This window comes from Silvibacterium dinghuense (assembly GCF_004123295.1).
GTDB lineage: Bacteria > Acidobacteriota > Terriglobia > Terriglobales > Acidobacteriaceae > Silvibacterium > Silvibacterium dinghuense.
The window spans coordinates 109,860-136,027 of the sequence record NZ_SDMK01000005.1; the positions used below are offsets into that span (position 1 = coordinate 109,860).

Below are 26,168 nucleotides of genomic sequence, written 5' to 3' on the forward strand. Positions count from 1 at the left end.
GCCGGAGGCAAATGCCTCCGGCGTTTTCATTTGTAACAGCAAAGATTACTTAAGAGAGCGGATCAGCTCGCAGGCACGCTCGAGATCATGCTCGCGCTTGGCAAAGCAGAAGCGGAGCAGATTCTCACCCCGGCCCTCGGTGAAGAACGCCGTACCCGCCACGGCGGCAACCTTCGTCTCCCGCAGCAGATTACGAGCCTTCTCGCGAGCCGTCTCACCCGGCAGGCGGGAAACATCGGCCAGCACATAGTAGGCACCGGCAGGCACCGCCGGAGTCAGGCCGACATCGGTCAGCGCCGCGCAGAGCTGATCGCGCTTGAGCTGATACTCACTCGAAAGACTCTCGTAAAAGGTACGCGGAAGCTCCATGAGTCCGGCAGCCGCACCATATTGGAAGGGCGACGGAGCACACACGTATGTCAGGTCATGGAAATAGCCAATCGCGCCCGTCCAGCGCTTGTCCGCTGCCAGATAGCCGATACGCCAGCCGGTAATGCTGAAGGTCTTCGAGAGTCCGGAGATGGTGATGGTGCGCTCGCGCATGCCGGGCAGCGTGGCCGGACTGATGTGCTCCGTGCCGTCGAAGACGAAGTACTCGTAGATCTCGTCGGTAAAGACGAAGAGATCGTGCTCGATGGCCAGTTCGGCAATGGCCTCGAGCTCCTTACGCGAAAAGACCTTGCCGCAGGGGTTCGACGGCGTGTTCACGAGAATGGCGCGCGTCTTCGGCGTGATCGAGGCACGCAGCCGGTCGAGATCGAGCTCCCAGGTGTGCATCGCCAGCGGCACAGCCACCGGCTTGATGCGCAGCGAGAGCAGCGTATTCAGGTGATAGCCATAGAACGGCTCGAAAAGGATGACCTCATCCCCAGGATCGAGCAGCGCCAGCGCCGCCGCATAAAGGCCGCCGGTCGCTCCGGAGGTGACCAGCACCTCGGCTTCGGGATCCACCTGCATCCCGTTGTCGCGGGCGAGCTTCCTGGCAATAGCCTGGCGCAGCGGCGCCACGCCGTCGAGGCGCGTGTAGATGTTGTAGCCGTCGTGGATCGCTTCGATCGCGCGCGCGACCACCGGTGAGGGCACCTCGGTGTCGCAGATCCCCTGCGCAAGGTTCACGCCGCCGAGGCGGTCACACTCGACGCTCATCGAGCGAATCTCGGACTGGACGACGTGGGGAGCAATCTGGCTGAGGTGCAGTTTCGTGGTCGCGGTAGCCATAAGGAATGCATCCATGATGGCACTCTGCGAAACGGGAATCCACCGAAAAGGCGCCCGGAGTGGACCATGCCTTTCCCCTGCACTATCCTTCAAGGAAAAATGAGCCCTAAGAAAAATGAGCCGGGAGTTCACAGGATGAAGAAGCGTCGGGGTATCTCCGCAGGTGCGGCTGCATGGCTGCTGGGAGCCATGCTGGTATCACTCGCAGGCACCGCCCGGGCGCAGGAGCAGCTCGTCTGGTCGGACGAATTCAACGGCCCGGCGCAAAGCCTGCCCGATCCGCAGAACTGGACCTTCGACACCGGGGCAAACCGCTGGGGCAACCACGAGCTTGAGACCTACTGCGGATGGAAGTCCGACGCAGCTCCCTGCAATCCAGCCAGCCCGAATGCCTATGTCGGCGGCGACGGTTATCTGCACATCGTCGCGCATTCGCTCGGCGGAGGCATCTACACCTCGGCACGGCTCAAGACACAGGGGCTGAAGAGCTTTCTCTATGGCCGCATCGAGGCACGCATCAAGATGCCTGCTGGCCAGGGGCTCTGGCCGGCCTTCTGGATGCTCGGCGACGATATCGACCGCGTGCAATGGCCGGCCTGCGGCGAAATTGACATTATGGAGAGCGTAGGTAAGACACCGACCATCAATTATGGCTCGATTCATGGACTCGGCTTCACCGGCACTTCCATCACCAGCATGTATCCGCTGCCGGGCGGCGCGAAGTTTGCCGATGATTTCCATACCTTCGGCATCCTGTGGTCGCCGAAAGAGGTCCGCTTCTATGTGGACGATCCATCCAGGCCCTACGCTATCGATACTCCGGCCGACCTGAAGGCCGGCGGCATCTGGCCTTTCGATTCGAGGCGCTTCTTCCTGCTGCTGAATCTTGCCGTAGGCGGCGACTGGCCCGGCGCTCCGGATCGCACCAGCATATTTCCTCAGGAAATGCTGGTGGACTATGTGCGGGTCTATTCGCTCGTACCGGCGCACTAAAACGTGTTAGTAAATGCGGGGACATACAGTCTTACCCGGAAATACCGATAACAACGCTTTCGTCGGAAGCAGTTGCAGAGCGGCCATATCTCGAAGCTGCTTTCTTCCAGTGGCGTTTTCCTCAAGAAAACGCCACCCTGCACAAGGCCAGAAATGGCATGGATACTCTGCAACAGCTCTAATTGCCTCTTATTCCTTTCATCCTTTGCTCCATGACCCATTGCCGCGTCTGCCGCGCCGCGATGCGGCGGTCGGGATAGGCCGGCTCGGATGAAAGATAGGTAATGCGCGCGCGAATTCCGCGACGGCCAAGAGCAAAAAGCAAATGCGGGCCAAAGGTAATATCGCCGAAATAACAAAGTTCGGCCTCGGTCGCATCGTCTGCATGATAGGCAATGGCTGCAGCGGTGATCGGCTCTTCCGCCTTCAGCGCAGCCTCGAAGAGCGCCGGGAAGAAAGGAAGTACATGGCTGCCGTCGGTGCTTGTGCCTTCCGGAAAGAGCACAACAGGAAGCCCGGCAGCAAAGGCTTCGCGCATCCGGGTAGAAACCGAGGCGAGCACCGAACTCTGCCCACGCTCGACAAAGATCGTTCCGCCACATGCGGCCAATAATCCGAACAGCGGCCAGCTACGCACTTCGGATTTAGAGACAAAAACACACGGTCCGAGCGTGGCGAAGAACAGAATATCCAGATAACTCAGGTGATTGGAGACAACAAGGCCACGCTGTGGCGCTGTGCCCTCGGCTACAACCTGCATGCCCAGCCGCGAAGTGACCCGCCGGCAGGATGCATGCAGCCAGAGAGCACGCTCGATCCGGCTGATTCTGCCGCCACACCGCATCCAGAGCAGAGCAAACCGCAGCAGAAGTTCAAGCAGCGTCAGGAGGAGACGCACCGCCCGCACAGCGGCCCGCACACGTACCCTGCTTTCTGCGATCAGGCTCCTGCGCCGAGGAAGCGATTGCGAGCCGCCGAGCTCAGATTCTCGAGGTCCAGCAGCGTCAAGAAGTCGATCGTGCGAAATTCCCTGTCCCATGCCGGTGTGCTGCCGATCCTTGCTCCTACGCCAATGTACGCCCTGAGGAGGCGAGGTACTTTCTCCTGTATCTCACTCTGGAGCACTGCGGGAGGAAGTTCATAGTCCGCGCGCGGCAGTGTACGGAAAGAGTCCGGTACCAGAAAGGGAGAAAGCTGTTCATACACAGACCAGCCGGCAAGCGGGTCTTCGGAGTTCAGTGAAGAGCAACCGATGAGATAGCGCAAACCATGATTGCGCGCATAAAGTGCAATGCCGCGCCAGAGAAGGTTCAGCACTTCGCTTGTTCTATGCTCACGGTCGATGGAAGCGCGCCCCAGCTCGAGCACCTGGCTGCGCACAGGCTCATAAGGAGATAAGTCAAACTCCTGATCGCTGTAGTAGCCGATATTGCGCAGAGCCATCGCGCCGGACTGCATGCGATAAGTTCCGACGACCTCGCCGCGCGTGCGGTCCGTTACAATGAGGTGGTCGCAGAATAAGTCGAAGCCGTCCTGATCCATGCCCGTGGAGTAAGAACTGGAAAGACCTTCGCCTAGTTCGATATTGAAGACCCGGAAGCGAAGACGGCATGCCGCTTCACGTTCGGCGAGTGACTGAGCAACCCGGATCTCATATCTCCCCTTCTCAGAGGAGGTCTGGAATACAGGGACAGCAGGCACCTGGGGGAGAGGAAAAGAGATAGGCAACACACGGGTTTCCATCTCTACCTGACCGCTTCCCTTGGCTTCATGCGGCAGTTCAGCAGCATGATATGGGGTCATCATGCTGATATCATGCGTGTGACGATCAAAACGTGTCTTAAAGTTTTGCTAAAAGAGAACGAATTATCGTTAAACGCCGATCTGGTTCGGCAGTACCATAAAGTGTAGTACCTTCCAGATTTCAGGAAGAGATGAACGCTTTATCCTGTCTGCAGCAAGAACGCAGAAAGAGCGTTGCAAGTATTTCTTCCTCTGTTGCACCAAGTAATAAAAAAACACGAAGGACTTAAGAAATCATGAATCGTGAACAGATCATCGCGGCCCTCGACGAAGAAATTGCACGGCTCCAGCAGGTTAAGAAGCTTCTGCAGAGCGCGAGCGGTCGAAGCATTGAGGGCAATACTGCCATCAAACCTGCCTCCAAGCGGAACCTGAGCCCCGAAGCTCGTCAGCGGATCGCGGCTGCGCAGAAGCGGCGCTGGGCCAAGCAGAAGAAAGAAGCCTCGTCGACCCCGGCCAAGAAGTAACCGGGAATGCTGAAAGTTAAACTCCTCCACCCCGAAGCCCAGCCCCCCACGGTGGCCTACGCTGGCAGCGACCTGGGCTTTGACCTTTATTCCGTAGAAGATATTGACTTACCCCCCGGGGTCCCGGTGAAGGTTCATACCGGTATTGCGGTCGAAGGCCCTCCCGGCTGCGGCTTTGTTCTCGGAGACAGGTCCTCGATGGCCTCGAAAGGCGTAACTTACGCAGGAGGCCGCATCGACGCAGGATATCGCGGCGAGCTTCTCGTCTGCCTGGTCAATGTGAACCAGCCGGTATATGCGCTGAAAGTAGACCGCGATCACGCGGGTGCCATTCAGGATGTCCAGCTTACGCACAGCGATGTCACGATCCGCATTCGCAAAGGAGACAAAATCGTACAGATGTCCCCTTTCCAGGCGCAGACCACCCTCCCTGTGGTTGTGGTCGAGGATCTTGCCGAGAGCGATCGCGGCGCAAAGGGCTTCGGCTCTTCAGGCCGTTAAGCCATAAGCTCTGCATGCGGCGGACATCGCATGCGACAGAAGAAAGCAGGCCAGATGCTTATCGACGGAGATAAGCATCTGTGCCTGTTATCCAGTCTTCCCGCGGTGGAGCAAAGATATCCAGATCGACGGTATCTTCCAGCGCTTCGGCGCTGTGTGGCAGATGCGGCGGAATTACCAGCGTCTCTCCGGCACGCACAATCACCGTTTCCCGCCCAGTTTCTTCTCCCAGCAGAAAGCGAAGCGCACCTTCGATCACATAGGTGATCTGCTCATTGGCATGACTGTGCTCAGGCACCACGCATCCCTTACGCAGCACGATGCGCGCCAGCATAGCCTGCCTGCCATGAACAAACTGGCGCTCGAAGAGCGGGTTCAACTGCTCAACCGGCATAGCATTCCAGCCGGCATGTTTCCAATGGCTCATGCGAAGACCTCGTGGGTCCACGATAGCCCGCTCTTCGAGAGCGTGATCTTCGAGGCCGGGCGCAGGATCACTGTCTGACGATATTCCGGCCAAAGCGGAATGTCGGCCCGACCGAGTAGCGTACAGTCCAGGTGCCATGAGCGAGCAGATCGTCGAACAGTCGCCAATACACCAGATCGGTCTGCATGCGAATGGCAAAGTGCCGGGTCGCATTCCAGTCGAAACCGCCGCCAACGCCATAGAATCCGGACCAGTCAATCTTGTATCCGGCAGGAACCAGCTGTTCGACGACCAGCGTGGATACAGCATCCTGCGGGCGAGGCGTGACGCGCTGACGGATCGCACCGAGGGAGGGGCGCAGAAACAATGTGACGGCCGAAAAATGGCGCAGCTCAAGCTGCGGCCCGGCAGCAAAGGTCTGCGAAAAGGCATTGGTTGGAACAACCAGCTGATAGTTAGCAGGAATCAGCCCCTCTTCCGCTAACTCCTCCAGCTCCAAAGTAAGCTCCTGCTGCAGAGAAGACTTGAGCAGGTTGGGCGTGAGCGCATTGTGTCCGGTGACAACGGAGTAATCGAAACCGGCGGAGAGCCAGCCCCTCAGGTTGACACCCGACTGCATATGGAAGCCGCGCTCCGCGAGATTCAGCTCCGGAGTTTCAAAGCCGGTAAACCCTGCGAAGAGGTCGTAGCGGCGCACGTCATCCTGCTGCGCCGATACCGGACGCGGAAATAGAAACGCGGCCAGCAGAAAGGGCAGAAACGCGGCCAGGACGCAGGATGGGATCGATGAAAGAGTGGAGCATGAAGCGATCAAACGGCGAACACTTGGCATAAAAGCCCCCGGGAAAAGCCGAAAGAACGCCGATGGACCGGATCAGAGGGGATCCGGAGGATCGTGCGATATCCGGCGCATATGGAACGCCTGCGCCACCGGACTTGTCAACGGATCATGAAGAAAATACGCGCCAAAGTCATCGGGAGAGACAGGATGAAGGCGGTTGGACGGAGCATGAAATTCGCACCAATTATGTCCTGACCAGCCGGTTTGGGGGCCTGCGTTTTGTAGCCATGGGCGACGAGGCTCTACAATAGAACCCATCACCGCGCTAGAACCCCCTGTATCCGGTTCCGGCCGCGGTGCATCTTTTTTATATGATCGAGCACCCGCTTCCCGAAGCCCTGACCTTTGATGACGTCCTGCTTGTACCTGCCTACAGCGACGTAGTTCCCGCGCAGGTAAGCACGAAGACTCGTCTGACGCGCCGTATCACACTGAACACGCCGCTGCTGAGCGCAGCTATGGACACGGTGACCGAGTCGCGCATGGCCATTGCCATGGCACAGCTCGGCGGCCTGGGCATTGTGCACCGCAACCTGACCCCGGAACAGCAGGCCAGCGAGATCGACAAGGTCAAGCGCTCGGAAAGCGGCATGATCGTGGACCCGGTGACGGTCTCCCCGGACCAGCTGATCTCCGACGCCCTCGACGTCATGCGCCGCTACAAGATCTCCGGCGTGCCGGTCACCAAGAACGGCAAGCTGGTCGGCATCCTGACCAACCGCGACCTGCGCTTCGAGACCCGCGCCGATATTCCGATCCGCGACGTGATGACCAAGGAAAACCTCATCACCGTGCCGGTCGGCACCACGCTTGAAGATGCGGAGCTGATCCTGCACAAGCACCGCGTGGAGAAGCTGCTGGTCGTCAACGATCAGTACGAGCTCAAGGGCCTGATCACAGTCAAGGACATCCAGAAGAAGCTGAAGTATCCCAACGCCTCGAAGGACGAGCAGGGCCGCCTGCGCGTCGGCGGCGCCATCGGCGCAACCGGCGATTACCTCGAGCGTGCGGCCGAGCTGGTCAAGAACCGCGTCGACGTGCTCTCGATCGACTCCGCGCACGGCCACTCTTCGCGTGTGCTCGAAGCTGTCCGCGACATCAAGAAAGCCTTCCCCGACGTCGATCTGCTGGCGGGCAACATCGCCACCTATGCCGGCGCGAAGGCCCTGATTGAAGCCGGCGCGGACGCGGTCAAGGTCGGCATCGGTCCTGGCTCCATCTGCACCACGCGCATGGTCACCGGCGCGGGCATGCCGCAGATCACCGCGGTGAGCGAGGCCTACCGTGCCGGCGTGGAGTTCGATGTTCCGATCATCGCGGACGGCGGCATCAAGTATTCGGGCGACCTGGCCAAGGCCATCGCCGCCGGGGCCTCTTCGGTCATGATCGGCTCGCTCTTCGCAGGCGTGGACGAGAGCCCGGGCGAGACCATCCTCTACCAGGGCCGCTCCTTCAAGGCGTATCGCGGCATGGGCTCGCTTTCGGCGATGGCCCAGGGCTCGGGTGAGCGCTACTTCCAGGGCAAGGACGATCTGGCCCAGGAACGCACCGAAGGTGTCGTCTCCCGCGAGCGCAACGGGCAGAACCGCCTGGCCAAGTTCGTGCCGGAAGGCATCGAAGGGCGCGTGCCGCATCGCGGACCGCTCGAGGCCATGATCTATCAGCTGGTCGGCGGCCTGCGTTCGGGCATGGGCTACCTCGGCTGCGGATCTATCGAAGAGCTGCAGACCAACGCGCGCTTCGTCCGCATCTCGAATGCCGGCCTCAAGGAAAGCCACGTGCACGATGTCATCATCACCCGCGAGGCCCCGAACTACCACGTCGAATAACTGCTCCGCGCAGGGCGGGACGCCTTCGGCCTCCGCTCCCTCCGGTCGCGAGCCGTTGGTGGCAGATACGAACCGGGAGCCCCACCCATGACAAGCATTTGGTCATGGGTGGGGCTCCGAAGAAGCTAGGCCGTATCCACATAGAGATGGCCTGAAAAGAAAGAACTTACCTATATCGTTGTCATCCCGACCGGAGCGCAGCGGAGTGGAGGGACCTGCGTTTTTGTTTAGCCCGCAACACTCCAGCTCGCGACCCACGGAAGCGGAGGCCGAAGGCACATTCGCCCTCCGCGTAACAGAACCGCAGGTTTCTCCACTCCGCAAGACGATGAAACTGTCCTGCTCCGGTCGAAATGACAGCCTTTTACGATCGCTCTATGGGGATACACCCTAGATCGAAGACGAGAGTCTGGATGCCCATCCCTCGCTCTTCTTGCGTGCAATCACCCGCAGCTGCGTCTTCCAATCCTCACCCACGCCAACCACCTGCCATGGAATCTCCGGCGAGAGATGGGCCAGCACTGTATCTGTAGCCGGATGCACGCGCAGAATCGGCGACACGAGATAGAGCAGAGGCGGCGTCGCAGAGAGCTCCATCCCCTGGAAATATCCGTGGCTGGTCAGAGAGCCTTGTTGCTGCAGTTCCCTCACCCTCGCCCAGTAATCGAGCGATTGCAGCGGCAGCTGCAGGTCGTCGTCGGCCTTTACCTCAACAATGGCCAGCCGTCCCGAACGCGTGACCGCGAGCAGGTCGAGCAATCCGCGGTCTGCTGTGCCCATGGCTGCAACCTGTGTATAGATCGGCCCAGGACAGAGTGCGGTATCGATCTCCTCAAGATTCCGGCGGAGAACAGACTCAAGCCAGCGCTCCGGTTGCAGGCGGTAGAGCGGGTTCCGGCGATGATTTCCTGCCCGGCGATGCTCCCCGAGCTGCTGAATCAAGTCACAAAACAGAGCCTCGGTCTCGTCCGTCAGGGGAGTCTCGTTGGCTCCCGCGCCAAAGGTGATCTCATCCGTCGGAGCGAAGGAATGGCTGGAAAAACCCTGCCGCACCCTGGCAAATTCCAGGCCGTGCAGCGCAAGCGATACCTCGGCCGGCGAGTTGGCACGCACCTCCGCGACCTCACGCAAACCCGGAGGCATCAGCCTGCTCAGGCGATCGAGCCCAGACTGGCAACGGTCGATAGCAGCCGCCGGATTGAAGGCATGCAGCAGCCTGGGTTCGGCCAGTCCGATCTCTGCCGGAGAAACGGAACAGCAGCCTTCGCTCTTTGCATCCACCGCATATAGCTCCCACGAAGCAATGCGCGGATGAAGCCATGCCAACCGCCGCCGGGTGAGCTGCTCCTGCCCCTCCGGGACAAAGATCTTCAGTCCGGCCAGCACCGTGCGCCCGTTGCCGTGGGCCCGGCACCAGGCCAGCCAGAGAATGCCCAGCGTCAGGATGCCGTCAATGGTCGCCGGCGACTCCTCAGGCCCTGCGGCAATCACCGCCCACGCTGTCTGTCCCCGGCGCAGAAGGCCGCGCACATAGCCGGGGCCGAAGCTGTTTTCAAGGTCGGGCGCGGCAATCAGGCTATCGATCGCACACTCGGGAAACTCCCGGCACAGCAATCGCTCGAAGACGCGGAGAAATCGCTCGCGGAGGATACGCCGCGTCGAAGGCGCGCAGCGATCCCGGCCTGAAACCAGCTCGAGCACCTGCGGCTTTGACTGTCCGAGGCGCACGGTCTCGATGCGCAGCGAGTTCTTTCTTTCCCGCACCGAGGAGACCGTCCGCACCAGGTTCCGCTCCTCGGACCACAGGTGCCAGAGACAGCGGCCACGTTCAGCGGTCAGAGAAAAGCGGGCAAGCTGCAGATCGAAGAGGACGCGGCCATCCTCGAGCACCTGCGCCTGCGGATTCTCCAGCAGGAAATCATGGAGAAGGCGGACGATGGACGCCGCATCCTGAGAAGACAGCGCAGCCGCACGCGTGGCAAGAGAAGCCATGGCTGCGATCATGCGCAGCCATAAGGCGGGCAATCAAGAGAATAGGAGCGGCGGAGCTACCAGCCGCGATTCTTTCGTAACGCCGTCACGTGCGCGACATGGTGATCGGAGTGCCAGGCATAGCAGGCAACCACCCAGGCCAGTGTCGACCGGCCGCCTACCGAATGCATGTAACCGCGCGATTCCCAGTCTTCAGGCTGAAGAGACGAGAAGACCGCCACCCAGCGGCGATGGAGCGACTCCAGCAAATCGAGCGAAATCTGTACCGGAGTACGGGCATCGGCCAGCTGCGCCCAGCGATTTTCATCGTAGGCAGCGACCGGAGGCCAATCCTCGGTAAGGGCCTGCTTCACGCGGCAGTAAGCATTCATATGGCTGTCGGCCACATGATGCACCAGCTGGCGAACGGTCCATCCCCCCTCGCGGTACGGCGTGTCGATCTGCTCGCGGCTGAAGCCGTCGACGGCGGCGCGGAGATTCTCCGGAAGTGCGGCGAGTGCAACGATGCTGGCCTCAAGAATTTCAGGCGTATAGACAGCAGGAGGGGTAAATCGTCCGATGGGGTAACGCGGGTCAGTAGTCGCAGGGCTGGCCATGGCTCTGAAGGTAGCACACGCATTCCCATTGCGGCACTCCACGCCGGGAGAGGAAAAGGCTTCGACAAATAGAGCGTGAATGCTGTTGCAGCAACCACCGTGGCCTCTAAGCTTCAGCCAGGAAAAGATGCCGTGGCCCGCAAACCGGTGGTAGAGCTTGCCATGATCGTGCGCAACGGCGGCGACGGCCTCGCGCGCGCCATCCTGAGCGCACAGGCCGCCGTGGATCGCATCGTCATCGGAGATACAGGCTCGACGGACAGCTCCGTGGCAACAGCAAGGAATATGGGCGCGTTTGTCTTCCATGTGCCTTGGGAGAATGACTTCTCCCAAGCCCGCAATGCCGTGCTGCAGGCCTGCCGGGGAGACTGGGTGCTCATTCTCGATGCCGACGAGATGCTGGACCCTGCCGGGGCTGCCAGTATTCCTCAGCTCACGGCGCAATCGCAGGTCGATGCCTGGGAGGTCTGGAAATGGCATTACATCCGCGCCCAGACCAGCCGCAGCGGCGTCGAACCGGCGCGGATCAATCCCTGCATACTGCCCGAATCCGGTTCTTATCCCGCCTACACGCGCAGTCCGAACACGCTGCTTTTTCGCCGCAGGCCGGATGTGTACTTCGAATACACCGTGCATGAGACGGTATCGCGGCGTATCCATAAGCTCGGGCTTCGGACCGCCGAAGCACCCTTTGTCATTCACCACTTCGGATATGCAGAGGAGACCGCGCAGCAGCGCCGCGAAAAGCTCGAGCAGTATCACCAGATGGGCCTGCGCAAGGCCGAGGCTCACCCGCTGGACTACTGGGCGCACTATGAGCTGGGGCTGAGCGAGCTCGAACACCGCCATAACCCGCAGCAGGCGCTCGCGAACTTCGAGAACGCTCTGAAACTGAACCCGGAATTTGCTCCGGGATGGCTTTATGCCGGAATCTGCCTGACCCGGTCAGGGCGCTATCCGCAGGCGCTCGCCTGTCTCGCCCGCGCAGAAGAGAAGATGCCCCCGCATGGCCCGGTCCATCCCCTGCTCTGCGAGGCAAAGGGCGACGCTTTTTTTCATGGCGGGGAAATCGCGCAGGCGGAGCAGCAGTACCGGCTCGCGGGGAGAGATACGGATCTGTCCCCGTTGGCAGCCTGCAAGCTGGGCGCCTGCGAGGTGCAGCTGGGCAAGGCCGAGAATGGCCTGGCGAGAATCGAAGCGGCCGTCGAACGCGAACCGCAGACGGCAGAACTTTATGACATATGGGTCGCGGCAGCGATGCTCGCCGGGGATATCCGCACGGCAGCCCAGGTGGCCCGGCAGCGGCTGCGGATCGGCCAGCCCTCCGTTCACAGTTTTGTATTGGCAGCGGGGTTACAGGCGCGCCTGGAAGACTGGCGCCGCGCAGTCTCTATCCTGGAGGACGGCATCGGACACTACCCCAACGATGCCGGACTACGCCGGGAGTGGAAGATCGCTATGAAGAGGGGAAATATCGGAGGATAGGCCGCGCAACGGACTTTCCGGCGCCGAGGGGATGCGCGGCGCCGTTGCGCGAAGGCCTAGGCGTGATGGTGATGGCGGTGATGACGGCGATGATGGTGCGGAGCGGCGAAGGCCGAACCCGAAACCACCAGCAGAAGAGCGAACACAACAAACTTTTTCATGCGCTCATCGTAGCAACAAAGCAGGCCACAGGCTGTGGAAGGTTCCTTCCGCGTTACCATCCGGTGCGCAAGTCTTGCAGCCTGACGCAAGTCCGCTGCATGAAACCGGGTCCATGAAGCCTCCATTCACAAAGGCATAAAATAGAGACCAGCGGCGCAAGGCCGCATGGAGAGCCATGACCCAGTCGACGACGCAGGCCGCGGGACCAGTTTCTGGCCCGGCTTCGGGAATCAGCCACAAGCGCTATTTCTTTGAAAAATTTGGCATTACCGAGCGCCTGCTGGAACGCTGCCTGGGTGAGGCGCTCTCTGCCGGGGGAGACTATGCGGATCTCTACTTCGAGTCCGTCTCCTCGACCTCCATTGGCATCGATGAATCGATTGTGAAATCTGCCAGCCAGGGCGTCAGCGCCGGCTGCGGCATCCGCGTGCTCAGCGGCGAGCGCACCGGCTACGCCTATACCGATGAGCTTTCCACCGAGAAACTCCTGCACGCCGCCCGCACCGCGGCGCTGATCGCCAGCGGCCCGGCCAAACAACCGGTGGTCGGCTTTCAGGAGACCAAGGCACCCAGCCTCTACCCGGCTCCGGCGCTCGATCTCGACTCCGATCTTTCCAAGAAGCTCGAACTGGTAAACCGTGCCGACAAGGCCGCCCGCGCCTTCGATCCGCGCATCACGCAGGTCCGCGCCAGCTATGCCGACGAGCTGCGCCGCATCCTCATCGCAGCCTCCGATGGCACCTTCGCCAGCGACACCCAGCCGCTGGCCCGGCTGAACGTCTTCGTCCTGGCCAAGGAGGCGGAACGCACGGCACGTGGAACCTCGGGTGGTGGAGGACGTGTCGAAATCGACTTCTTCGAGACAGAAAAGACACCTGAGCACTTTGCCCGCGAAGCGGCCCGGCAAGCCATCCTGCAACTGAACGCGGTAGCCGCTCCGGCAGGCGAGATGAAAGTGGTTCTGGGCCCGGGCTGGCCCGGCGTGCTGCTGCACGAGGCCGTCGGCCACGGGCTCGAAGCGGACTTCAACCGCAAGAAGACTTCGGCATTCGCCGGACTCATCGGGCGCGAGGTCGCCAGCTCGAAGGTCACCGTGGTCGACAACGGCACCATGCCCAACCGCCGCGGCTCGCTCAACGTGGACGACGAGGGCTCGGCCACGCAGGAGACGGTGCTCATCGAAAACGGCATTCTCAAGGGCTACCTGAGCGACAAGCTCTCCTCGCGCCTGATGAACATGCCGCACACCGGCAACGGCCGCCGCGAGAGCTATCAGCAGATCCCCATGCCGCGCATGACCAACACCTACATGCTGGCCGGCGAGGACGCGCCGGAAGACATCATCCGCAGCGTGAAGCGCGGTCTCTACGCGGTGAACTTCGGCGGCGGCTCGGTCGATATCACCAGCGGCAAGTTTGTCTTCTCGGCCAGCGAGGCCTATCTCATCGAAGACGGCAGGATCACCGCACCGGTGCGCGACGCCACGCTGATCGGCAACGGGCCGGAGGCGCTGAAGTACGTGTCGATGGTCGGGCATGATTTAGAGCTGGACGAGGGCGTCGGCACCTGCGGCAAAGACGGCCAGAGCGTGCCGGTCGGCGTCGGTATGCCGACGGTCAAGCTGGATCGCATGACCGTGGGCGGCACGGGACGATAGTTCCTAGAGGAAAAGATAAATCGGGAGACCCACCCATGACCGAAGCTGGTCATGGGTGGGTCTCCCTCATCACTCTCACTCATGCCCACATCGTGGTGCTCCATTCAAGCCATTTTCTTCTCCGTAACCGGGAAAAGCCCCGGGACGGTAAAATAGAAGCACGGTTTCTTCGCATCTCTGCGAGCACTCTTTACCGGAAGATTTGGATGCCCTTGACTGACACTGTCCTGAACACGAAGCTCCAGACGGCGGCCCGCGAGGCCGGCCTGGTTGTTCTTTCCACCGAAACCGGCGCCGACTTTCACAAGCGCCCCACGGCACGCTATCGTCTGGCCGCTACCCCCGATGCCGATCCCAAGCAGACCCTGACGCTCGAGCTGAGCGAGGACTTCGATTTCGACAAGCCGGCCCTGCTGCCCGAGCTGACCCAGCACCTCAAGGAAGAGGCGCGCCGCCTGCAGAATCCGCGTCCCGATGTCTACGTCACCCAGTACGGCGTCCCGGTCCAGCTCACTGCCTTCCAGTGGCCCTTCCACCAGTCCACCTCGGGTGCGGACAGCTACATCGTCCACGGCACGCTTCACCTCGAAGACGGCACCGATTCCCCGCTGCATGCGAAGATCGCAGCCGCCGTAACGGTCACCTTCGCCGAAGTGCTGACGGCGATGGAGCAGCCCTACGCCGAGAGCTTCCTCTACAACGCCATCCGCAAGACGCTCGACCAGGGCCAGCTGGAGCTGCTCAAGAGCGGCAACCGCCAGCCGGTGCCGGTGACCACGCGCTACTACTCGCGCTGGAAGAAGACCTTTGTCTTTACCGACACCACCGAGCAGGAACGCGCCAACTTCCTGCTGCTCAAGGTCTACTGGCTCTCCGGCGTGCTCGGCCACGGCGCCCCGGTCTGGATCTCCGACCCACGCGATGCGCAGTACCTGAACACCACCCCCGCCGATCTCGAAAAGATTGCCGGCGACCTCTCCCGCCAGGGCCTTATCAGCCTGCAGGGCGACGCGGCCACTGCGACGCCTGCGCTGATGGCTCAGGCCCATGACTTCGAAGAGAAGCTGGAAAAGGGCATCGCCATCACCAAGCCTGCGTTCAACGAAGAGATGCGCGCCGGCCATACCAACATGTAATTTCCGGCCACACGGCTACACAGAAAACCCCGGCCATGGCCGGGGTTTTGCTTTGCCCGCTATACTGCGCTCGTCGCGGAGGCAGGCATGGCAAGGAGCAGGTATCCGGCGTTCATCCTCGTTGCGGGAATCGCTTCAACGGCTGTTCACGCTCAGACGGCAAAATCAGAGCCCGAAAGCCAGGTTGCGCAGCGCATCCACTCGGTGGAAACATGCCTGCCACCACCGGTTATCGTCACGAACGAGCCAAAACCCTGCACATCGCTCTCCCAGCGCATGGCTGAGCTTCATATTCCTGCCGTGAGCATCGCGGTGATCCACAATGGCGTCATCGCATGGGCCAAAGGATATGGAGTGCGGCAGACCGGTGGAGCTCCCGTCGATGCAGACACGCTCTTTCAGGCCGGTTCCATCAGCAAGCCGGTCGCTGCCATGGGCACGCTTCATCTCGTTCAGGAACAGAAGCTTTCGCTCGATGCGGACATCAATGCGACGCTCACCAGCTGGAAGCTTCCTGCCAGCACAAGCGCGCCGGGAGCAGTGGTGACGCTGCGGGAGCTGCTCACCCACACCGCAGGACTCACCGTGCATGGCTTTCCAGGGTATGCATCGGGAGTTCCCGTTCCAAGCCTTGTTCAGGTCCTGAACGGAGAAGCTCCGGCAAACACCGCGCCGATCCGTCTGGACAGCATCCCCGGGAAAGAGTGGAGATATTCCGGCGGCGGATACACCGTAATGCAGCAAATGGTGATCGATACGGTGAAGGAGCCGTATCCTCAATTTCTGCACGACACCGTTTTGGCTCCGATCGGAATGAGCCACAGCACCTACCAGCAACCGCTTCCCGCATCCCTCCTCAGCAACGCGGCGATGCCCTATAACGCCGATGGCACACCGGTGCCGGGTGGTCCGCACACCTACCCCGAGATGGCCGCCGCGGGCCTCTGGACTACGCCCTCGGACCTGTGCCTCTACATCCTCGAGGTGCAGAATTCCCTGGCTGGAAAGGCGAATCACGTTCTTTCCCAGGCAACGACGCAAACCATGCTGACCGCAGGTATCGGAAACTGGGGCCTGGGACTGGAACGTGGCGGTTCGACGTCCGATCCCTGGTTCATGCATGGCGGCGTGAATGCAGGCTATGAAAGTCTCTTCCTCGGATATGACCACAATGGCAACGGCGCGGCAGTCATGACCGATGCGCAGGGAGGCAGCCGCATGGCAGCCGAGATCATGAGCGCAATCGCGCTTGCCTACGATTGGCCCGATTGGAAGCCAGTGACACGAACGCAGGTTCACGTGGATCCCTCGGTGCTGGCCCGCTATGTAGGCACCTATGAGCTCCATCCCAACTTCCGCGTCACCTTCACCCTCGAGGGCGACCAGTTGATGACGCAGGCGACGAATCAGCCGAAGTTTCCCGTCTACCCCGAGTCGCAGACGAAGTTCTTTCTGACGGTGGTCGATGGCGAGGTCGAGTTTTTCCCGGATGACAAAGGGCAGGCGAGCTATATCGTCCTTCACCAGGGCGGGCAGAGCGTCAAGGGGATACGAAAATAACGTCCGCAGGGCCGAAAACGGCCCTGCCAGCACCTCTTTCCGGCAGGCGTCAGGCGACCTTATTGCCGCAGCGGCCGCAGAATTTCGCTTCGGGCAGAATTACTGCCCCGCAGACTGCGCAGGTCCGGGTCATCCCGGGTGCAGGAGCGGGCGGAGCCGGTGTCCATGCAGCGGTGTTGGCTGCCGGGGCCGGTGTCCATGCAGCGGCGAGGGAAGGAATATAAGCCGGCCCTGCCCCCATCTGTGCTGCAAAATAGTTTGCCAGCGCAAGGTTGTACTGACGCACGCGGCCGGGCATGAAGAAGCACTCCACCAGGCTGACGATGGTCGGAATCCCGGTAAAGAAAAATACGAGGTAGAGGATACCGAGGCCCGTCCTGCGCAGATAAAAGTGATGCGCGCCAAATGTCCCCAGGAACAGTGCCAGCAAAACGCCAACGACCTCGTCTTTCTGGTATGCGGACATCTGCGCATGAAATATGGCCCGCTGCTCATCGGTCCAGCCTGTTTCCATCATGGGCACCGTAGTTACCATCTCTCTTCCTTCCTCTTTCCACCCAGAACCAGCTGCATCTTCGGATGCATATTTGGGCATCGGGCGTCGTCAATAGAAAATACGTATACCGCGCGATGCTTGTTCCAGGCCAGGAAGCACCGTCCGCAATGGTTTCTTGTGAGCCGGCAACCATCGGCGGTATGGTAACCGCATCTCACCATCGTTGTTTTCTGCACTCTTTTCTCCGGTACCGCGTCACCCTTCCCCGAGGTACGTCGAACGAATATGAACTCGAACTCGATCTCCCGGCCCCGGCGGGGTCTGCTCACCAGCGAGCCGATCATTCTGCTGGCTCTCGTGCTGGCCGGACTCTATTTCGCGCGGGAGGTGCTCATCCCGCTGGCCATGGCGCTGACTCTCAACTTCCTGCTTGCGCCCCTGGTCATCCGGTTCGAGAAGCTGCGTCTCCGCCGCGTCTCTGCAGTGATTCTCGTTCTCACGCTCACCACCGGCATCATCGGAGGCGTCGGCTGGATCGTGACACGGCAGGTCTTGAGCGTGGTCAATGACCTGCCGAATTACACCGACAATATCCACGACAAGATGGAGCAGCTGCACGCTCCCGCCGACGGCCAGGTCTCACAGACTCTGAGCAGCCTGCGCGCCATCTCCGCAGCCTTCACCGGTCAGACCCCGAAACCCTCCGCATCCGCGGCTCCTGCCGCGCCTGCGACTCCATCCATGGTGCATGGCAGCACGCGGCGCGCCCGCGAGCTGGCGGAACGCAAGCTCGAAGAAGAACAGGAAGGCAAGCCGGTCCCGGTTTCCGTGATTTCCCCGGAAGAGACCAGCCGCCAGTACATCGCCGAATATCTCTCCCCCATGCTGCATCCCCTGGGGACGCTGGGCATGGTGCTCATCTTCACCGTGTACATGCTGCTCAAGCGCGAAGACCTGCGCAACCGCCTGCTGCTGCTGGCCGGATTCGGCCGCCTGAATCTGATGACCCAGGCGCTCAACGACGCAGCCGCGCGCATCAGCCGCTTCCTGGTGATGAACACGCTGGTGAACTGCGGTTACGGCATTCTCTTCGCGGGCGGACTCTATTTGCTGCGCGTACCCAACGCCACGCTGTGGGGTGCGCTGCTGGCCATCCTGCGCATGGTGCCCTATGTCGGCACCATGATTGTCGGCACCGCCACGCTGCTCTATACGCTGGCCATCTTCACCACCTGGTGGCATGCGCTGTGGGTCTTCCTGCTCTTCGCGGGCATGGAGATCGTCATCGCGAACTTCGTCGAGCCATATCTCTATGGCAGCCGCACCGGCATTTCAGCGCTGGCGCTGGTGGCCATGGCCATGGTGTGGACACTGCTCTGGGGCTGGGCCGGCCTGGTCGTCTCGACGCCCCTCACCGTCTGCCTCATCGTGCTCGGCCGCTACCTGCCGCAGATGTCTTTCCTGCATATCCTGCTGGGTGACGAGGCGGAGCTTGCGCCGGAGGCCAAATTCTACGAGCGATTGCTGGCCACCGATCAGGCCGAGGCCCATCACATCGCCGACCGCTTCCTGGAAACGCACACCCTGGTCGATCTCTACGACGAGGTCGTAATGCCCGCGCTGACCATGACCGAGCAGGACCGGCACAAGGGTGTGCTCGATGAGCTTCGCGCCACGTATCTCTTCCAGAGCGCGACAGAACTGATCGCCGAGCTGACCGATTACCGCGCGCAGGCCAATGTCGATCCCATATGCCCTCCAGAGAGCATCCCCGCGCGCGCAACACCGGTCGTGTGCATCCCGGCGAACGATCATGCCGATGAGATCGCAGCGACGATGTTTGCGCAGCTGCTCGAACAATGTGGACATAAGACGCTGATGCTGCCCGGCGCGGCCGTCTCCACAGAGATTCTCGAACGGCTGGCCGAAGAACCGGATACCATCCTCTGCATCTCGGCTCTGCAGCCCTTCGCCTTTGCCCATGCGCGCAAGCTTGCGCTGCGGCTGCGCGAGGGCCTGCCTGCGAATCGCATCCTCATCGGGCTATGGGGCGCTGCGGGAGACAAGGATGCGCTGCGGGAACGCTTCGGAGCAGGCCGTCCGGAAGTCGTCGTCGGGAAACTGCGCGACGGGCTGGAATGGGTCAGGGGTGGAAATCGGACTGCGCACCATTGGCATAAGCCGGCAGTTATCGAACAACCATAAACATGTTCGCCATCATTCCATAACTTCGATCGTTGCAGGCGATGCAACGATCGCTGTACATGTTGCAAAAAATGCGCAAATAAATACTCCGCGCGGAGAAATCCACATGCTGGGAAAGTTTTCTGTTCGATAAGAGATAAAAGGCAGATGAAGAATGGCGAAATACTGCTGTTATCGCGGGCCCAGATAGAGAATCTTTATCTGCGGATGCGATAATGGGTAATAGTGAAGTGCTCTGCAGCACTTTTCACTGGCGCTTCCACCTTCGTGTGAGGCTACACTAAGGTAGTTGTAGCGCATCTGATCAGAAGTAGCATGGTCAGTTTCTCGTGCTCCGCCCTACCTTATTTTTGTCTAGAAAATACAGCCCAGGGAGAAACACAATGCAAGTTCTTTGCGTGGCAACCAACGACTCTGCCGATATCGCCTGCACCGTTTGCGGACATCAGTACAAGCTCTATTTTGAGCGGCCGTCCGAAAAAGAGCGTGCAGAAGCAGTTCGCAAAGTAGAAAGCGCCCTCAAGGAGCATCACCTGTCGGGCAAGGACAACTCGGTACATCCCGCCAAGCCGTTCAATATCCCTGCCTGGCGCGGCCCAGCCATGTCGTCGGGGGCAGCCATGCTCGGCGGCGCGCCGCTCAGCCTGGCGTCGTAACTCGGTTTAACCGGTTTTGCCTATTTACCCCTCCCCCAACCGCAATCCTTATCCATAACGCAGAAGGGGCGCGAAATTCGCGCCCCTTCTGCGTTTCCGGCGGAGACCAGAGGTCAAATCTGCATGACCTCGGCTTCCTTCTTCTTCGACATCTCTTCCATTTTGCGAATCTCTTCGTCGGTGAGCTTCTGCATCTCGTCGAGTGAGCGCTTTTCCTCATCGGCCGAGATCAGCTTGTCCTTCGAGGCCTTCTTGATGACATCGTTGCCGTCGCGGCGGATGTTGCGCACCGCGGTGCGATGATCCTCGAGCACCTTGCTGAGGTGCTTGACGACCTCGCGGCGGCGCTCTTCGGTCATCGGCGGAATCGGCACACGCACCACCTTACCGTCATTCTGCGGATTGTAGTGCTGGTCGGAGGCGCGAAGGGCCTTCTCGATCTCACCGATCAGGCTCGGCTCCCACGGCTGGATCACGATCATGTTCGCATCCGGCGTGGTCAGCTGGCCGATGCTGCTGAGCGGCGTCGGCGTACCGTAATAGTCGACACGAATCTGGTCGAGCATCTGGATGGAGGCGCGCCCGGTGCGCGTGGAGGCCAGGTTTGACTGGAAATCGGCGACGGCCTTGTCCATGCGGGACTTGAGCTGCAGATAGCTGTCCTTGAGGGCGGGAATGTTCGCCATGACGGCTGGTGGCATATAGGTCTTCGTCCTTCAGGTTGCGTAGTTCAAACGTTGATTGTACGGCTCACAGCCCGGCTACACCAGCAGCCGGACTCCGCTGGCCGCGTCTGCCTGCTCATGCGCATGATACGAGGAACGCACCAGTGGTCCCGATTCCACGTGCCGGAAACCCATCGCCAGCGCCTCGGTCTTCATAAAAGCGAACTCCTCGGGTGTGTAATAACGGGTCATCGGCAGGTGGTCCTTCGAGGGACGCAGGTACTGGCCGATGGTGAGCACATCCGTGCCCACGTTGCGCAGGTCACGGTAAACATCGAGCAGCTCCTGCATCTCTTCACCGAGGCCGACCATGACGCCGGTCTTGGTCACCACGGTCGAGTCGAGCTGCTTCGAAAACTCGAGCAGCCGCAGCGTGCGCTCATAGCGCGCGCCCGAGCGCACGGCGCGATAGAGGCGCGGCACCGATTCGGTATTGTGGTTCAGGATCTCCGGGTGCGCGTCGACGACGATGCGGATCGCGTCCTCGTTGCCCTGGAAGTCGGGAATCAGCACTTCCACCTGGCAGCCGGGAGCCTGCTTGCGGATCTCCTCGATGACCTTGGCAAAGGCGCGGGCGCCGCCAAGAATATCGTCATCGCGATTGACGCTGGTGATGACAGCGAACTTGAGCCCCAGCTGGGCAACGGCTTCGGCCACGCGGCGCGGCTCATCCATGTCGATCGGCTCGGGCTTGCCTTTGGGCACCGCGCAGAAACCGCACCGGCGCGTGCAAAGGTTGCCGAGCATCATGAACGTGGCGGTCTTGTGGTTCCAGCACTCGCCGATGTTCGGGCAGTGCGCGGACTCGCAGACCGTGTGCAGATTGAGATCGCGGGCCAGCTTCTTGAGATTGTGGTAGTTGTCGCCCACCGGGGCGCGCGCCTTCAGCCATTCCGGCTTGGGAGCAGGCTTACGCGGCGCGAGGTTGATCTGGACAAGATCACCCGAGGCTGGCTGATTCGGTGCAGTAGCCATAACCGTTTATTGTAAATGGCCGGAAGAGTCCTGTCCGGCGCCAAGACTAATCCAGAAACACATCCGCGGACAGGCCGAAGCGGGCACTCAGCCTCCGGACCTGTTCGAGCGTGAGCTTCCGGCGGCCATTCAGGAACATGGAAACGGCGCTCTCGGTACCGAACTCAGGGATGAGGTCGCGTTGCGTGAGTCCTTGCTGTTCGATCAGAAAACGCAGCACCGTGCCGCTGTCAGCCTTCGGCAGCGCATAGTGCTGCTGTTCATACTGTTCGATAAGCACAGTCAGCAGCTCGATCGCTTCGCGCTCCGAAGGCGAAGGCGCCTCCAGCGATGTAAGGCGGAAGAGCGCAGCAGTATAGGCGTCAAGTTCTTCTTCCGTGTGGATCAGCCGCGGCGCACCGCGGGCAATCATCTTAGCCGGATCTGCGAGTAGAGTGCTCATGCTTTGCCAAACCTCCTGTCCCAGTTACTGCGCTTGTCATACTCCCGGTGCGTCAGAAAAGACCGGATGTAGACATGCCCCTCAGTCTGTTGCCCGCGCGCCGTCTTTGCGTAATGGATCACGGTAACCAGCCGGTACCGGTTGTGACGGATATTGAAAATCACATATCCATCCACCTGATCCGCATCCGGAAAGACCTCTCGCACTTCAGCAAAACGATGCCAGCGAACAGAGGCAACAATCGTTGACCAGGCAGCGATCTCGCTTACCGCATCGGGAAACCTGGCCGCAGCTTCCCTCAGATGCCTGCGAGTGACCAGATGCATGCACCGATAATACTTCACAATTTGTGAAGAATCAATTGCCCCACATGCACTCAAAAGCTTCAATCTCAACCGCTGCGATCAAAATGACACGAGCATCCCCACCTAATTTCTTCCCACCTCGCTTCGATACAATGAGCCGATGATACGTACGGTCCGAGCCACGCGATACGCGCTTGCACTGCGTGAGGGAGGGTCCCTTCCGGGGCTGGTAGAGGCCGATGACCTGGGCTTTTATGTGGTCAAGTTCCGTGGCGCCGGCCAGGGAGCCCTGGCGCTGGTAGCCGAACTCGTCGCCGGAGAGATAGGACGGCGGCTGGGTCTGGCAGTTCCGGAGCTGGTCTTCGTCGATGTAGACCCTGTGCTGGGACGAAACGACCCGGATGCCGAAATTCGCCACCTGCTGAAAGCGAGCGTAGGGCTGAACCTTGGGCTCGATTACCTGCCGGGATCGATCATGTTCGATCGCCAGGCGGGAGATACCGCATCCCCCGAAATAGCCTCGATGGCAGTGTGGTTCGATGCCTTTGTCCAGAACGTCGACCGGACAGCCCGCAATCCCAACCTGCTGGTATGGCATCGCACCCTGCATTTCATCGATCAGGGAGCCGCGCTTTATTTTCATCACAACTGGCAGACGGCAGCTTCGAAGGCCGAATCGGCATTTCCGGAAGTAGCGAAACATCTGCTTCTGCCATGGGCGAGCACGATACCCGAGGCAGCCGCTCAAGCGCGCTCCCTGCTGCATGCGGACGTGCTGCGCGACATCCTGGCACGGGTGCCGGATGCCTGGATTGAAAGCGAGCAGCGGACGGCGCAGGAAAGACGCAACGATTATCTCGACTACCTGATGCGAAGGCTGGCAGCCTCGGCCCATTTTGAAGAGGAGGCGATACGCAGCCATGACCGCCTCCTTTGATTACGCCGTTCTGCGCGTGGTGCCGCGCGTGGAGCGTCAGGAGTTCGTGAATATCGGGGTGATCGTCTTTTGCCTCGAAAGACGATTCCTCCAGGCGAAAGTACAGGTAGACGAGGCACGGCTCCACGCATTGTGGCCGGCACTGGACGTTGCGCTCATTCAGCGGCACGCGGATGCGGTCGTGCGTGTCTGCACAGGAGATGCAGAGGGAGAAATCGCGTCGCTGTCCCTGCGCGAAAGATTTCACTGGCTGACGTCACCACGCAGCACGGTGATTCAGACATCGGCGATACACACTGGAATCTGTGGTGAGGACGGCGCGGAAGCGATGCTCGAACGGCTCTTTCAGCAGCTCGTCGCCGTGGAGTAACGCTACTTCACCCGCTCCAGCACCTCAGGCCGGATCAAGTACAAAAAGAAGATCAGATTCACCGCCACCATCACGATCATCGGCCCCTGGTGAAAGTGGAAGAGCATGAAGCATCCATAGCAGAGCGAAAGGAAGACCGCTGCGAGCGTCAGCGCCCATCCCCAGCGGCGCAGCTTGAGCAGCCCATTCGCAGCCACGGCAAAGGCCACGCAGATCAGCATGACCACCGGCGGCAGGTGATGCGTGATCACGCCCATCAGCCCCAGCGCGCATTGGCCCAGCATCCACAGGCAGACGATCGCCATGCCCGGCAGCAGGCTGGCATGCGCAGCGGGCGCCTGCTTCGGCGCAATGTCGTTCCCGGAATTGCTCCTGGAGGAATCGCTCATAAAGTATGCAGATAGGCCAGCAGCGCCTTTAATTCCGCGTCATCCATAGTATGGCCAAGCGCCGGCATCAGTCCGCGTCCATTACGGATGGCATCGGTCACGCGATCGTCATTTGCTGGCGCGCCGCTGGGCAGAAATTTCTTTTTATAGAGTCCCTGCAGGCCGGGACCATGCAGAGACTTTTCGGAACTGGCGTTATGGCACTCCGCACAATGCGTCGCAAAGACCTGATACCCCTGCGCCTCCAGCGGCGTGAGCTGCGAGAGAGGCTTCGACGGCGGCAGCGAGGGTCCGCATCCCGCTGCAATCACAACGAGCGACGCGAGAGCCAGAAACAGGAATGAAAGACGGCGCGGCAATCTGCCTCCGATCATAGCAATCATCACAGGGCTTCAGTTCGCTGCCGCAATCGCCGCAACGATCTTATCCATGGCCACACGCGCCGCATCTCCGGTGGGCGTGCGGTCATTGCACAGAATCGAGAAGGTGAGTGTGCGTCCGCTCGCTGCCGTCAGATAACCGCTGAGACCATGCACCTCGGAGAGCGTGCCTGTCTTGGCGAAGACCTTCCCCCGCAGCGAGGGCTCGGTAAACCTTCCGGCGAGCGTGCCATCGACACCACCCACAGGCAGGCTGGAGCGATACTCCTCACCCCACGGCTGCGTGGCCGCCCAGCTCAGCAGCTTTGTGAGCGCGCGCGGCGTGATGAGATCCTGCGGAGAGAGCCCCGAGCCATCGTAGAAAACAAAATCACCGGGATCGACGCCTGGCCCCTGACTGCCGGTCGCTGTCAGAAAAGTCCGCACTACGCGCAGCCCCTGCGCGAGCGAGCCATCGCCACCTTCCAGGCGGCCAAGAATACGCAAATAGAGTTCGGCGTGGAGGTTCTGGCTGACTTTATTCGTCACCGTAATGTCCTGCTCGAAGGGCACCGACACATGCGAGGCCAGTAGCTGCATCGCGGTCGCCGGCGGCTCAATCGTCGCGAGCGAGAGCGGATGCAGAACGAGCGGCTGGTTCACCTCGACGCGAAAATCGGCTGTGTCGGTCGAGAAGCGATGCTGTGCGCGGGCCTGCCCGGAAACCGTGATGCCGCGAGCGAGCAGCATCTGGCGCAGTGCCGTCGCGGCGTATTCCGCGGGATCTTCGATGGCCAGGGCCACATGCACACCGCCCTGATTCGCTGTGCCGAAGAGCCGCACCACCTTCGAGCCGACAGGACGGTCCATTCCCGTGCTGGCCTCTTCACGTCCGGGCAGAAACTGTAGCGAGTTCTCCAACGAGTAGTAAGGCGTATCCGGATTCCACGTCGGCGTGCCACCCACCGAGGCCGGATTGGGCGCGATGTTCAGATAAACCACATTGTCATTGACCGTGAGCGCAGAGACCGGCGCTCCATAACTCCAGTCCAGGTCGTCCCAGCCCCAGCCCGCTCCATACGGCTCATGCACAAACCAGGAGTCATCGCCGAGAATGTCACCATCGATGTGACGAATACCCCTGGCCGCAATCTGATCGGCCATCGCTTCGAGCGCAGCCAGCGGAGGATCGGGCCGCTCCGTATGTTCGGAGTACGGATAGGCGCGGCCGGAGATGGTTGGGTCGCCAGCTCCGAGCAGCGAAACATTGCCATGCAGCGTGCCTGCGCTGTCGATCTCGCCTGCGGTCACGACTGCGGTAGTCCACGTCGTATGCGGGGGCAGCAGAGCCAGCGCCGCGGCCGTCACCAGCAACTTGGCGTTCGAAGCCGGCTCGAAGAACTGCCCGTCATTCAGCGCAAACACCGGCGCGCCGCTCGCATTCGTAACCGAGATGCCCCAGTGCGCGCGGGAGACAGCAGGATCGGCAAGAATCGCGTTGACGGTATCGGACAGCGCAGAGGGAGCAGGCTTACGAGCCTTGGCGTGATGGGATGCCGCAAGCGCAGGCAGCGAGAGCAGCAGGCAGAGCGAGACGGCAAGGGGAGCGGAGCGGCGAAGTTTCATCTTTGCGCGGAGTGTA

The 26,168-nt window shown here is 60.9% G+C and carries 27 protein-coding genes; 12 read left to right on the forward strand and 15 right to left on the reverse strand.

Translation table 11 applies throughout. The features are described 5' to 3' along the window. Positions 1-45: 45 nt before the first annotated feature. Positions 46-1,218 (reverse strand): pyridoxal phosphate-dependent aminotransferase, encoded by a 1,173-nt coding sequence (locus ESZ00_RS18250; RefSeq protein ID WP_129209843.1) that lies wholly within the window; start codon positions 1,216-1,218, stop codon positions 46-48. A 135-nt stretch (positions 1,219-1,353) separates the two neighbouring features. Between ESZ00_RS18250 and ESZ00_RS18255 the strand changes: the two genes are divergently transcribed. Continuing rightward, the gene (locus ESZ00_RS18255; RefSeq protein ID WP_129209844.1) at positions 1,354-2,211 is read left to right on the forward strand and encodes a glycoside hydrolase family 16 protein; all 858 of its coding nucleotides are present in this window, start codon (positions 1,354-1,356) and stop codon (positions 2,209-2,211) included. A 178-nt stretch (positions 2,212-2,389) separates the two neighbouring features. Here ESZ00_RS18255 and ESZ00_RS18260 read toward each other — a convergent pair whose 3' ends face one another. Both ESZ00_RS18260 and ESZ00_RS18265 read right to left on the reverse strand, forming a co-directional pair. Beyond that, positions 2,390-3,130, reverse strand: a complete 741-nt coding sequence (locus ESZ00_RS18260; protein ID WP_164981618.1) for a lysophospholipid acyltransferase family protein — start codon at positions 3,128-3,130, stop codon at positions 2,390-2,392. A gap of 20 nt (positions 3,131-3,150) precedes the next feature. After that, positions 3,151-4,017, reverse strand: a complete 867-nt coding sequence (locus ESZ00_RS18265; protein WP_229741106.1) for a GNAT family N-acetyltransferase — start codon at positions 4,015-4,017, stop codon at positions 3,151-3,153. Positions 4,018-4,250: 233 nt separating this feature from the next. Between ESZ00_RS18265 and ESZ00_RS18270 the strand changes: the two genes are divergently transcribed. Together ESZ00_RS18270 and ESZ00_RS18275 are read left to right on the forward strand one after the other, a co-directional pair. Beyond that, positions 4,251-4,481 (forward strand): hypothetical protein, encoded by a 231-nt coding sequence (locus ESZ00_RS18270; RefSeq protein ID WP_129209846.1) that lies wholly within the window; start codon positions 4,251-4,253, stop codon positions 4,479-4,481. Positions 4,482-4,487: 6 nt separating this feature from the next. Beyond that, positions 4,488-4,982 (forward strand): dUTP diphosphatase, encoded by a 495-nt coding sequence (locus ESZ00_RS18275; RefSeq protein ID WP_129209847.1) that lies wholly within the window; start codon positions 4,488-4,490, stop codon positions 4,980-4,982. A gap of 58 nt (positions 4,983-5,040) precedes the next feature. Here the strand turns inward: ESZ00_RS18275 and ESZ00_RS18280 are convergent, their stop codons facing one another. Beyond that, positions 5,041-5,409 carry a cupin domain-containing protein gene (locus ESZ00_RS18280; protein WP_129209848.1) on the reverse strand — a complete coding sequence of 123 codons (369 nt, stop codon included), beginning with the start codon at positions 5,407-5,409 and terminating at the stop codon, positions 5,041-5,043. Between the two features lie 67 nt (positions 5,410-5,476). After that, positions 5,477-6,223 (reverse strand): hypothetical protein, encoded by a 747-nt coding sequence (locus tag ESZ00_RS18285; protein ID WP_204520237.1) that lies wholly within the window; start codon positions 6,221-6,223, stop codon positions 5,477-5,479. Positions 6,224-6,561: 338 nt separating this feature from the next. Here ESZ00_RS18285 and guaB point away from each other — a divergent pair, with 338 nt between their 5' ends. Then, on the forward strand, positions 6,562-8,079 hold the full coding sequence (guaB, locus tag ESZ00_RS18290; protein ID WP_129209849.1) for an IMP dehydrogenase: 1,518 nt from the start codon (positions 6,562-6,564) through the stop codon (positions 8,077-8,079). Positions 8,080-8,469: 390 nt separating this feature from the next. Here the strand turns inward: guaB and ESZ00_RS18295 are convergent, their stop codons facing one another. Together ESZ00_RS18295 and ESZ00_RS18300 are read right to left on the reverse strand one after the other, a co-directional pair. Continuing rightward, positions 8,470-10,071 (reverse strand): PDDEXK family nuclease, encoded by a 1,602-nt coding sequence (locus ESZ00_RS18295; protein ID WP_229741107.1) that lies wholly within the window; start codon positions 10,069-10,071, stop codon positions 8,470-8,472. Between the two features lie 56 nt (positions 10,072-10,127). Beyond that, on the reverse strand, positions 10,128-10,667 hold the full coding sequence (locus ESZ00_RS18300; protein WP_129209850.1) for a YfiT family bacillithiol transferase: 540 nt from the start codon (positions 10,665-10,667) through the stop codon (positions 10,128-10,130). 132 nt (positions 10,668-10,799) lie between these two features. On the opposite strand from ESZ00_RS18300, the gene ESZ00_RS18305 reads away from it, so the two are divergent. The 4 genes from ESZ00_RS18305 (at position 10,800) to ESZ00_RS18320 (ending at position 16,667) form a co-directional block, all read left to right on the forward strand. After that, complete coding sequence (locus ESZ00_RS18305; protein ID WP_129209851.1) at positions 10,800-12,152, forward strand: TPR domain-containing glycosyltransferase; 1,353 nt, start codon at positions 10,800-10,802, stop codon at positions 12,150-12,152. 337 nt (positions 12,153-12,489) lie between these two features. Further along, positions 12,490-13,971, forward strand: a complete 1,482-nt coding sequence (gene tldD / locus ESZ00_RS18310; protein WP_129209852.1) for a metalloprotease TldD — start codon at positions 12,490-12,492, stop codon at positions 13,969-13,971. Positions 13,972-14,183: 212 nt separating this feature from the next. Further along, complete coding sequence (locus ESZ00_RS18315) at positions 14,184-15,107, forward strand: hypothetical protein (protein WP_373283902.1); 924 nt, start codon at positions 14,184-14,186, stop codon at positions 15,105-15,107. Between the two features lie 87 nt (positions 15,108-15,194). Then, positions 15,195-16,667 (forward strand): serine hydrolase, encoded by a 1,473-nt coding sequence (locus ESZ00_RS18320; protein WP_129209854.1) that lies wholly within the window; start codon positions 15,195-15,197, stop codon positions 16,665-16,667. A gap of 49 nt (positions 16,668-16,716) precedes the next feature. Here ESZ00_RS18320 and ESZ00_RS18325 read toward each other — a convergent pair whose 3' ends face one another. Further along, a complete protein-coding gene (locus ESZ00_RS18325; protein ID WP_204520238.1) occupies positions 16,717-17,202 on the reverse strand; it encodes an NINE protein in 486 nt (161 codons plus the stop codon). A gap of 246 nt (positions 17,203-17,448) precedes the next feature. On the opposite strand from ESZ00_RS18325, the gene ESZ00_RS18330 reads away from it, so the two are divergent. After that, the gene (locus ESZ00_RS18330; RefSeq protein WP_129209855.1) at positions 17,449-19,368 is read left to right on the forward strand and encodes an AI-2E family transporter; all 1,920 of its coding nucleotides are present in this window, start codon (positions 17,449-17,451) and stop codon (positions 19,366-19,368) included. A gap of 398 nt (positions 19,369-19,766) precedes the next feature. Continuing rightward, positions 19,767-20,024: a hypothetical protein gene (locus ESZ00_RS18335; RefSeq protein ID WP_129209856.1), complete on the forward strand. Its 258-nt coding sequence runs from the start codon at positions 19,767-19,769 to the stop codon at positions 20,022-20,024. A 113-nt stretch (positions 20,025-20,137) separates the two neighbouring features. Here the strand turns inward: ESZ00_RS18335 and frr are convergent, their stop codons facing one another. Genes frr through ESZ00_RS18355 form a run of 4 tightly spaced genes read right to left on the reverse strand, consistent with a single transcriptional unit; the run spans position 20,138 to position 22,492 of the window. Further along, on the reverse strand, positions 20,138-20,725 hold the full coding sequence (gene frr / locus ESZ00_RS18340; RefSeq protein ID WP_129209857.1) for a ribosome recycling factor: 588 nt from the start codon (positions 20,723-20,725) through the stop codon (positions 20,138-20,140). A 60-nt stretch (positions 20,726-20,785) separates the two neighbouring features. Next, entirely contained in the window at positions 20,786-21,724 is a 939-nt protein-coding gene (gene lipA, locus ESZ00_RS18345; RefSeq protein ID WP_129209858.1) for a lipoyl synthase, read from the reverse strand. 46 nt (positions 21,725-21,770) lie between these two features. Further along, positions 21,771-22,166, reverse strand: coding sequence for a helix-turn-helix domain-containing protein (locus tag ESZ00_RS18350; RefSeq protein ID WP_129209859.1), 396 nt, complete (start codon positions 22,164-22,166; stop codon positions 21,771-21,773). Next, complete coding sequence (locus ESZ00_RS18355) at positions 22,163-22,492, reverse strand: type II toxin-antitoxin system HigB family toxin (RefSeq protein WP_129209860.1); 330 nt, start codon at positions 22,490-22,492, stop codon at positions 22,163-22,165. Before ESZ00_RS18355 ends, ESZ00_RS18350 begins: the two co-directional genes overlap by 4 nt. 139 nt (positions 22,493-22,631) lie before the next feature. Between ESZ00_RS18355 and ESZ00_RS18360 the strand changes: the two genes are divergently transcribed. Continuing rightward, positions 22,632-23,408, forward strand: a complete 777-nt coding sequence (locus tag ESZ00_RS18360; RefSeq protein ID WP_188590850.1) for a HipA family kinase — start codon at positions 22,632-22,634, stop codon at positions 23,406-23,408. Further along, entirely contained in the window at positions 23,392-23,778 is a 387-nt protein-coding gene (locus ESZ00_RS18365; RefSeq protein WP_129209861.1) for a DUF3037 domain-containing protein, read from the forward strand. The genes ESZ00_RS18360 and ESZ00_RS18365 overlap by 17 nt, the downstream gene beginning before the upstream one ends. Positions 23,779-23,780: 2 nt before the next feature. Here the strand turns inward: ESZ00_RS18365 and ESZ00_RS18370 are convergent, their stop codons facing one another. From ESZ00_RS18370 to dacB, 3 genes are read right to left on the reverse strand one after another with little or no spacing between them, the layout of a single operon-like run. Beyond that, positions 23,781-24,167 (reverse strand): DUF2127 domain-containing protein, encoded by a 387-nt coding sequence (locus ESZ00_RS18370; RefSeq protein ID WP_129209862.1) that lies wholly within the window; start codon positions 24,165-24,167, stop codon positions 23,781-23,783. Beyond that, positions 24,164-24,526: a c-type cytochrome gene (locus ESZ00_RS18375; protein WP_229741108.1), complete on the reverse strand. Its 363-nt coding sequence runs from the start codon at positions 24,524-24,526 to the stop codon at positions 24,164-24,166. The genes ESZ00_RS18370 and ESZ00_RS18375 overlap by 4 nt, the downstream gene beginning before the upstream one ends. A 33-nt stretch (positions 24,527-24,559) precedes the next feature. Then, positions 24,560-26,152, reverse strand: coding sequence for a D-alanyl-D-alanine carboxypeptidase/D-alanyl-D-alanine endopeptidase (dacB, locus tag ESZ00_RS18380; RefSeq protein ID WP_129209864.1), 1,593 nt, complete (start codon positions 26,150-26,152; stop codon positions 24,560-24,562). Positions 26,153-26,168: the final 16 nt, after the last annotated feature.